Origin of the sequence: Sulfitobacter sp. 1A13679, assembly GCF_043557115.1 — a bacterium.
In the GTDB taxonomy this organism is placed as follows: domain Bacteria; phylum Pseudomonadota; class Alphaproteobacteria; order Rhodobacterales; family Rhodobacteraceae; genus Sulfitobacter; species Sulfitobacter faviae.
Genome location: NZ_JBIFFO010000010.1, coordinates 144,442 through 152,879, shown reverse-complemented (window position 1 = coordinate 152,879; position 8,438 = coordinate 144,442). Strand labels below are relative to the sequence as shown.

General features: G+C 61.1%; 8 protein-coding genes. 1 reads left to right on the top strand and 7 read right to left on the bottom strand.

Annotation, left to right across the window (positions count from 1 at the left end; genetic code table 11):
* The coding region (locus tag ACGYLA_RS10130; RefSeq protein ID WP_394432137.1) for an ArsR/SmtB family transcription factor at nt 1-270 on the top strand (270 nt) is incomplete at its 5' end.
* A gap of 187 nt (nt 271-457) precedes the next feature.
* Here the strand turns inward: ACGYLA_RS10130 and ACGYLA_RS10125 are convergent.
* The 7 genes from ACGYLA_RS10125 to ACGYLA_RS10095 form a co-directional block, all read right to left on the bottom strand.
* Entirely contained in the window at nt 458-1,153 is a 696-nt protein-coding gene (locus ACGYLA_RS10125) for a hypothetical protein (RefSeq protein ID WP_394404412.1), read from the bottom strand.
* Between the two features lie 84 nt (nt 1,154-1,237).
* Nucleotides 1,238-2,056: an MBL fold metallo-hydrolase gene (locus tag ACGYLA_RS10120; RefSeq protein WP_136340210.1), complete on the bottom strand. Its 819-nt coding sequence runs from the start codon at nt 2,054-2,056 to the stop codon at nt 1,238-1,240.
* Between the two features lie 201 nt (nt 2,057-2,257).
* Nucleotides 2,258-2,824: a biotin transporter BioY gene (locus ACGYLA_RS10115; RefSeq protein ID WP_136340106.1), complete on the bottom strand. Its 567-nt coding sequence runs from the start codon at nt 2,822-2,824 to the stop codon at nt 2,258-2,260.
* A gap of 47 nt (nt 2,825-2,871) precedes the next feature.
* Nucleotides 2,872-4,038 carry an acyl-CoA dehydrogenase family protein gene (locus ACGYLA_RS10110; protein ID WP_152467144.1) on the bottom strand — a complete coding sequence of 389 codons (1,167 nt, stop codon included), beginning with the start codon at nt 4,036-4,038 and terminating at the stop codon, nt 2,872-2,874.
* Nucleotides 4,035-6,050, bottom strand: coding sequence for a biotin carboxylase N-terminal domain-containing protein (locus ACGYLA_RS10105; RefSeq protein WP_276155040.1), 2,016 nt, complete (start codon nt 6,048-6,050; stop codon nt 4,035-4,037). Before ACGYLA_RS10105 ends, ACGYLA_RS10110 begins: the two co-directional genes overlap by 4 nt.
* Nucleotides 6,035-6,829: a crotonase/enoyl-CoA hydratase family protein gene (locus ACGYLA_RS10100; protein ID WP_028288551.1), complete on the bottom strand. Its 795-nt coding sequence runs from the start codon at nt 6,827-6,829 to the stop codon at nt 6,035-6,037. Before ACGYLA_RS10100 ends, ACGYLA_RS10105 begins: the two co-directional genes overlap by 16 nt.
* A 9-nt stretch (nt 6,830-6,838) precedes the next feature.
* Nucleotides 6,839-8,437 carry an acyl-CoA carboxylase subunit beta gene (locus ACGYLA_RS10095; protein ID WP_043753606.1) on the bottom strand — a complete coding sequence of 533 codons (1,599 nt, stop codon included), beginning with the start codon at nt 8,435-8,437 and terminating at the stop codon, nt 6,839-6,841.
* Between the last annotated feature and the right edge of the window lies 1 nt (nt 8,438).

The following is an 8,438-nucleotide window of genomic DNA, read 5'->3' as shown; positions in this document are numbered from 1 at the left end:
GACCCCAGCCGTCTTGCGATCCTCGATGCGCTACTGTCGGACGAACGCAGCGTGCAGGAAATCGTTACCCAAACAGGGCTTGGTCAGCCCAATGTCTCGAACCATCTGCGCTGCCTTTTGGATTGCGGTCTGGTCAGTCGCAGGAACGAAGGTCGGTTCGTCCGGTATCGCCTTGCGGACAGGCGGATCGCTGATCTCATCCGCGACGCAGATCAACTACTTGCCTCGACAGCCGTAGGGGTCGATGCCTGCCGAAGCTATACGGATTAACCGACGTGTCCTGCTGCAATGTTCTATTGGTGCGCCAGGCCTAAAGCAGCCATTTGCGCAGCCGCAGCAAAATGGCGCTTTGTCCCGCTCTTCGGACCTTGCCACCGACAGCAGCGAACGGCTGGTGTTTGAATACTCAGCACGCTCAAATTTCCGCAGTTTGATCGCACCGCTGTCTTTGTCAGCGCTAGTAGTTCACCTGTTCGAAGCCGTAGTTGCCCTCATAGTCACGCCAATCGACGAAGACAGATCGGTGATAGATACCCGGGCAATTCTGGCCCCAACGTTCAAGTCCCACATGGGCGTCGGGCAGGGCAGTTATGGAAGATCGCTGCCATGAGAAATCGCCTTGGGTCCCATAGGTGCCGAGGACCACGGTCGCGCTTCGGTTACAATCCCCATCGCGCCCGGATTCGTGCTGTCGTGCATACCTTACATCGAAGACGCGGATGGACCGCACGAAATTGAACTCAGGTCCGCTGATATCAATGTCCGCGCGGTCCTGAACAAGCCGCAGGGTGAAGCCTATAGGAATGAGATTATCTACTGGCAAGGATTGGAGCGGTCGACGGCTGCCGGTCCTGAACAAGGCTTCAAAGATGCGGTCAGCGTTGTTTGAATGCCGATCGCTCTCATAGGACGTGCCCATGGGACAGCGCCAGATTTGCAGTGGGGGTTCCACCGGCCAAGGCGTAATCCGCCGGATGAATTCGGCGCGGGCTCGGGCGCAAGGGACGGAAGCAGGCCAGCCGCCAGACAGGCACAGGAGGATCGCGCAATCGATCGGGTATGTCTGCGCGCGGGCGGGTACCGGCAGCGAAAAACCTGTCACGGTCAAAGCGACTGTGACCGAGGGGAGGAGCTTCTTGAGTAAATGGCGCATGCTGAGGAACCTCTGTGACAGGAGTCCAGCATACATACGATAATATACTATCGCAACACTAAGTATAAAGGCGCATAATGAAGTTTATGTTAATTTCCAGGCCTCGCCATCTTGTACCACCCGCGACTCAGACAACAGCTTCTCCAGATGCGCCGCAACGTTTCGTTCTGCGGCCATTGCGATATGTGGGTCGGTTTTCTGGTAGACGGAAGCGGCGATATTCTGGACCGAATCCGGGGTGTTTGAGAGGTGGGCGAGGATCTCCGCCTCGCGACGCATGCGGTTGGAAAGCAACCGTTTGACGTAAGGTTGCGGATCCCGGAGTATAGGTCCGTGCCCCGGAAAGTAGATCCTATCGTCGCGCTCAATCAGCCGCTGTAGCTGCGCGCAGTAGTCGTGCATGTTTCCGTCAGGGGGGCTGACGATCGAACTGTTCCAACTCATAACGTGGTCGCCCGTGAAGAGCACTCCGTCAGGTCTCGCGAAACAAAGGTGGTCGCTCGCGTGACCAGGTGTGTGCAGGACGGTAAGACCGGCAATGACCTGTCCGTCCTCCAGAAACCGGTCAGGTCGAAATGCATCGTCAGGGAATGCCCGTGAGGCATAAACAGGTGCGTCTGTCCGTGCTCGCAGGGCTGGGACGACTCCAAAATGATCAGAATGGTGGTGTGTGAGCAGAATCCCGGATGGTTTGGCCCCCAAATTTTTGATGATTGCCTCGAAATGTGTACTGTCTTCTGCTGGGCCGGGGTCGATTATGAACCGACCATCAGGCGTATCAATGATGTAGCTATTTGTCCCGTGGTAGGTCATCTTTCCGGGATTGTTCGCGACGATCCTCAGAATTCCAGGGGCCAATTCGACTCCCTTCGCGCGGCAAGGCTCCGGCTCTGAGAAAAACATGCTGCTTCTTTTCATTGTGTGCGACCAGGTATTGATTGCGAACAATTTGGTTCGCACAGTTTTGCGCATTGCTCTCGCATGGCGCCGGAAACCTCAGGCTGGCGTCCGGTGCCTGTCAAATCCGGCATCGGACCATTTCAACTTATATTGGACCAAGACCGTATGAGACTGAAACAGTCTGATACAGTCTTGGGCTGGCAGTCACACAGCGCGGCGATTATGGTAAGCAGTATACAGAACTACAGCAATTGTCGCCTTCGTCAGATCCCCGAGAAGGAACGGGTAAAGACCGGCGTTCAGCAACTTTTCGCCATAGCCGACAAAGCCACCCAACCAGAACAGCCCTGCGCAATACATGAGTATCGAGCCCAAAAAGACCGCGACAGATGCTCTGAATGAAGGCCAAAGTCCTTGCAGTGCTTGAACAACCCAACCGGCAGCCGCCGCTGCAAGTGCGAAGCCTATCAGGTATCCGCCTGTGGGACCCGCAATATACGCCAGTCCGGCCGGAGCCGGAGGCGTGCCTGCGAAGACCGGCAGGCCAAGCAGACCTTCAAAAAGGTATGTCACAACAACAAGACTACTGCGCACCGGCCCCAGGAAAAGGCCCAGACCCAAGACAACCAGGGTCTGTGTAGACATAGGTACGGGGTAGAACGGCACCACGATTTTGGCGGATAGTGCCAAAAGAATTGTGCCGACGAGTATTATCGAGATTTCTCGGGTCAGTCTTGCGACTGATTGGCTTTGAGTGGTTTCCAGATTCATCTTTTTCGTCCTTGTTTCTGAAGATTGTTATTTTTTGGATAGTAAGCTCACATGCGCTTGGCGACTTCTTCCAACATGACTTCGCTCGCCCCGCCGCCGATGGCCTGCACACGGGCATCGCGTGACATGCGTTCCACCGGTGTTTCGCGCATATAACCCATGCCGCCGTGAAACTGGACGCAGTCATAAAGCACGCTGTTCACCAGTTCGCCGCAATAGGCTTTGACCATTGAGACCTCTTTCACGCAGTCACCGCCCGCGGCATCCAGACCGGCGGCGTGATAGACCAGCTGACGTCCTGCCGCGATCCGCGTCTGACAGTCGGCCAGCCGTTGGCGCACGGCCTGCTTGTCCCACAGAACGCCGCCAAAGGCCCTGCGCTGCTTGACGTAATCCACGGTCATGTCCAGCGCGGTTTGCGCTTCGGCACAGGCCATCGCACCCAGGACGATGCGTTCGTTCTGGAAGTTCTTCATCACCGAATAGAAGCCGCGGTTGACCTCGCCCAGAACGTTTTCGGCCGGGATGCGGACATCTTCGAAGATCAGTTCGGCAGTGTCCGAGCACAGCCAGCCGGTCTTGTTCAACGCCCGTCCGACCGAAAAGCCCGGCGTGCCTTTTTCGACCGCAAACATGGTGATCCCGCGCGACCCCTTGGCATCGGGATCGGTCTTGGCGCCGACAAAGTAGAGATCGCCATGCACGCCGTTGGTGATGAACATCTTGGTGCCGTTCAGCACCCAATCCGACCCGTCCCGCACCGCGCGGGTGCGCATGCCGGCCACGTCCGAGCCCGCGCCCGGCTCGGTCACGGCGACGGCGGTGATCATTTCGCCAGAGGTGATCGACGGCATCCACCGCGCCTTCTGTTCGGGCGTGCCGGCGTTTTCCAGATGCGGCGAGGCCATGTCGGTGTGGACCAGAACCGTGGCCGAGAATCCGCCGAAGGTGGATCGCCCGACCTCTTCGGCCAAAACCACGCTGGACATCACGTCCAGCCCCGCGCCGCCATACTGTTCGTCATAGCGCATCCCCAGAACGCCGAGATCACCCATCCGGCGCAGCACGTCGCGGGGCACCATGCCCTCCTCCTCCCAGGGCTCGGCCTTGGCGGTCACCTCGGTTTCGATGAACCGGCGCAGCTGGTCGCGGATCAAGTTGAGGTCTTCGTTGAACGGGCCGGAGGCCGCGGTGATGTTGTCTTGTCTGGTCATGTGTTTTCCTCTGGATCGAGTTTGATAAGTGGGGCGTGCCCGGCAACCGTGTCGCCCGGTGCACAATAGATTTCCGTCACTACGCCCGCGACCGGCGCGGGCAGGCTTTGCAACAGCTTCATGGCCTCAAGCACCACAAGCGTGTCACCGGCTTTAACGCGGTCGCCGCGTGCGACACGCACCTCGGCAACGGCGCCGGGCATGGGTGCGGACAACAGGTCAGCGACGCCAGACCCGCCGGTGGCACGTTGCAGATGCTGGTCTTCCAGCGTGCGCAGGTCTGTCGCGGTCATTCCGGCAGGGGTTTGCAGGTGCACCCGCCAGTGACCCGGCGCGCGCGAGACATAGGCGGTGCGCGAAAACGGAACCCCGTCGATGCGTCCGCTCAGACGGCATCCTGTTAAGGCGGCACTCTCGACCGCGATGGTCTGGCCGTCCAGTTGTACGGCTGTCAACACCGACCCGGAGCCGTTTACGCGGATCGGGTCGTCTTTGGTCGTCTCCCAATAGGATGCTGCACCGGGCCACCCCGCAGGGGCCGTGAGCCGCCATGACCCCAGGCTTTCCCAGGGCGACGCGCCCGCCGGGGCGAGATGCAGATGCAGCGCCATCGCGGCAAGGGCCATGTCCCGGGGATCAGCGGACGGTTCAGTCCAGCCGCCTGGAAACATCTCGGGCAGGCCTGAGGTATGGTGCCGGAACGCCTCAAAATCCGGGTGTGTCAGCAACGCGCGCTGATAGGCCAGGTTCAGACCGACGCCACCGACTGCAAAGGCATCCATTGCGACAACCGCCCGGCGGATCGCACCGGCCCGATCCGGCGCGTGGACGATCAGCTTGGCAATCATCGAATCGTAATGGTGGCTGACGACCGAGCCTGCCTCGACCCCGGTATCGAGCCGCACGCCGGCGGGCGGAGCCCAAAGGCTGATCTCGCCCGTTTCGGGGCGGAAATTCTCGGCCGGGTTTTCGGCGGCGATGCGGATTTCAATGGCGTGCCCGTCAAACTGCACATCGCCTTGCGTCAGCGCCAGCGGCTCGCCCCGCGCGATGCGCAACTGCCATTCGACCAGATCGATGCCGGTGATCGCCTCGGTCACGGGGTGTTCCACCTGCAACCGGGTATTCATTTCCAGAAAGTAGTATTCACCGCGCCCGGGGTCATAGAGGTATTCCACCGTCCCGGCGGAGCGATAGCCGATCGCCTGCGCCAACCGCACCGCTGCCGCACGCATGCGGTCGCGCACAGCCTCGGGAAGATCGGCGGCGGGGGCTTCTTCGATCAGCTTTTGGTGGTTGCGTTGCAGCGAACAATCGCGGTCGCCCAGATGCAGCACGGTGCCGTGAGTGTCGCCCAGAACCTGCACTTCGACGTGGCGGGCACGGGGTGCATAGCGTTCGAGGAACACCGCCGGATCGTCGAAGGCGCTCTGCGCTTCGGCCCGGGCAGATGCAATCGCTTCGGGTGCGTCGCCCGGATCGGAGACCAGCCGCATCCCGCGTCCGCCGCCGCCGGCGCTGGCCTTGACCAGAAAGGGGGTGCCTAGCGCCTCGGCCTCTTGCAGCAGGCGCGCGTCGGACTGATCCTCGCCTCGATAGCCGGGCAGGACGGGCACGCCTGCGGCTTCGGCGGCAGCCTTGGCCTCGATCTTGGAGCCCATCCGCGCGATAGCGTCGGGTTCCGGCCCGATGAACACAAGGCCCGCCGCCTCGACCGCCGCCGCGAAACCGGCATTCTCAGACAGAAAACCATAGCCCGGGTGCACCGCACACGCGCCCGTCGCCCGCGCGGCCTCAAGGATGGCCTCGACGTTCAAATAACTGTCCGACGGGGCGGCCCCACCGATGCAGACGGCATGATCGGCCTCGGCCACGAAGGGCGCGTCGCGGTCCGCGTCCGAAAACACCGCTACGTTTTCCAGCCCCAGTTTGCGGCACCCGCGCTGGATGCGCCGGGCAATCTCGCCCCGGTTGGCGATCAGAACGCGGGTGAAGCTCATTTCACCCGCCATGACGGAACGCCCTTGTTGATGAAACTGTTGATGCCTTCGATACCTTCCTCAGTCTCCCACGCATCGGCCAGCCGGTCGGCGGTGTAGATCATGTTGGTCTCCAGATCGTGGGACGCGACATAGGCGATCAGCGCCTTGGTATCGGCCACGGCACCCGGCGCGGCCTGAAGGTGATCATGCACCACCCGGTTCACCGTGGCGTCCAGGTCGCCCGGCGCGACAACCTCGGTCAACAGACCGATCCGCTCGGCGCGGGCCGTGTCGAACAACGCCCCCGACAGCATGGTTTCACGCGAATGCACCTTGCCGATGCGGGCCACCACATAAGGCGATATATTCGCGGGCAGAAGGCCCAGTTTTACCTCGGTCAGACCGAAGCGCGCGCCTTCGGCGCCGATGGTGTAGTCGCAGACGGAGATCATGCCGACACCGCCACCGTAAGCCGGGCCGTTGATCCTCCCGATCAAGGGTTTGGGCAGCGTGTCAAGACGGCGCAACAGCCGCGCCAGCGTGGCGCTTTGTGCGACCCTTTCACTACGGGTTTTCTCGACATTAGAGGCGAACCAGTTGAAATCGCCGCCCGCGCAGAAGCTCTTGCCCGCGCCGGTCAGGACCACAATACGCACATCGTCATCTGCAGCCAGCTTTTCGGCGGCATCGTATAGCTCTGCGATCAATTCGCCATTCAGCGCATTGTGTTTGTCGGGGCGGTTGAGCGTCAGCGTGGCGACGCCACGCGCATCGGTTTCGATAAGGATCGTGTTGTAGGTATTGGTCAACTTGAAGCCTCACATTCTGAATACAGGCGTATGGCGACCGGCTTCGGGCACCGATGTCACGATGGCCAGACACAGGCCAAGGATATCGCGGGTTTGCGCGGGTTCGATCAGCCCGTCATCCCAAAGCCGCGAGGTGGCATAATAGGGATCGGACTGTTCACCGTACTGGGCCCGAACCTGCTCCTCGATCAGCTTCATGTCGGCCTCCATCTTGCCCGGGTCGCCCCCTTTCTGGCGGCGCAGTTCCAGCATCACATTTGTGGCGATGTCGGCAGACATGGTGGCCAGTTCCGCCGTGGGCCAGGCAAAGAGAAAATTCGGGGCGAAACCACGTCCGCACATGCCGTAGTTGCCTGCCCCGTATGAGCCGCCCAAGAGGACCGACAGGCGCGGCACCTTGGCAACCGACATGGCATAGACCAGCTTGGCGCTGTCTTTGGCAATGCCGCCGCGCTCGGCTTCGGTGCCGACCATGAAGCCCGAGATGTTGTGGAGGAACAAAAGCGGGATGTTGCGTTGATCGCACATCGACACGAATTGCGCGCCCTTGAGCGAACTGTCGGACACAAGCGCCCCATTATTTGCGAGAATGCCCACTCGATAGCCGTGAATCCGCGCGGTGCCGCAGACCAGCGTCTCACCCCATCCGGGCTTGAATTCGCGGAATTCGCCGGCGTCGATCATGCGCAGCAGAACCTCGCGCATGTCATAGGGCTGTTTGCGATCGGCGCTGATGACGCCAAGCAGTTCCTCTGGGTTGCGCGCCGGCGGCGCGCAGGTTGCATCGGGACCCATCGGGCGCGACAGGCCCAGTTCGGATACGATGTCGCGCATCAGAGCAAGCGCATGATACTCGTCCTCGGCCAGATGGTCAGACACACCGGAGACGCGCGAATGCATCTCGGCCCCCCCCAATGTTTCTCCATCAACCTCTTCGTTGATCGCCACCTTGACGATCGAGGGGCCGCCCAGATGGATGCGTGCGTTGCCGCGTACCATGATGACTTCGTCCGACAGGGCCGGGATATAGGCCCCACCGGCCGTGCAGCCTCCAAAGACCGCCGAGATCTGCGGCAGGCCGCTCGCGGACATGTTGGTTTGACGATAAAAGGAATTGCCGAAATGGCGGGCATCGGGGAAAACCCGGTCCTGCTCTGGCAGATAGGCACCGCCGCAATCCACCAGATAGAGGCAGGGCAGCCGGTTCTCGGCTGCGATTTCCTGGGCGCGGATGTGTTTCTGCACGGTTTCGTGATAGAAAGACCCACCCTTCACTGTCGCATCGTTGGCGATCACAACGCAGGGCAGCCCGTGGACGATCCCGATACCGGTCACGATCCCCGCACCGGGCACCTCGCCCCCGTATTGACCGTAGGCGGCAAGCGACGACAGCTCAAGAAACGCAGTGCCCGGATCCACCAGCAGGTCGATCCGTTCGCGGACCAACAGCTTGCCGCGCTTGCGATGCCGCGCGACCATATCGGGGCGGCCGCCAGCCGTTGCTTCGGCGATCCGCGCACGCAGCGTTTCGACGCGCTCGCTTTGTGCGGCGTGGTTGCGGGTGTAGGTCTCTGATGCGGTCAGCACCGCTGTTTCAAGACGTGCCATG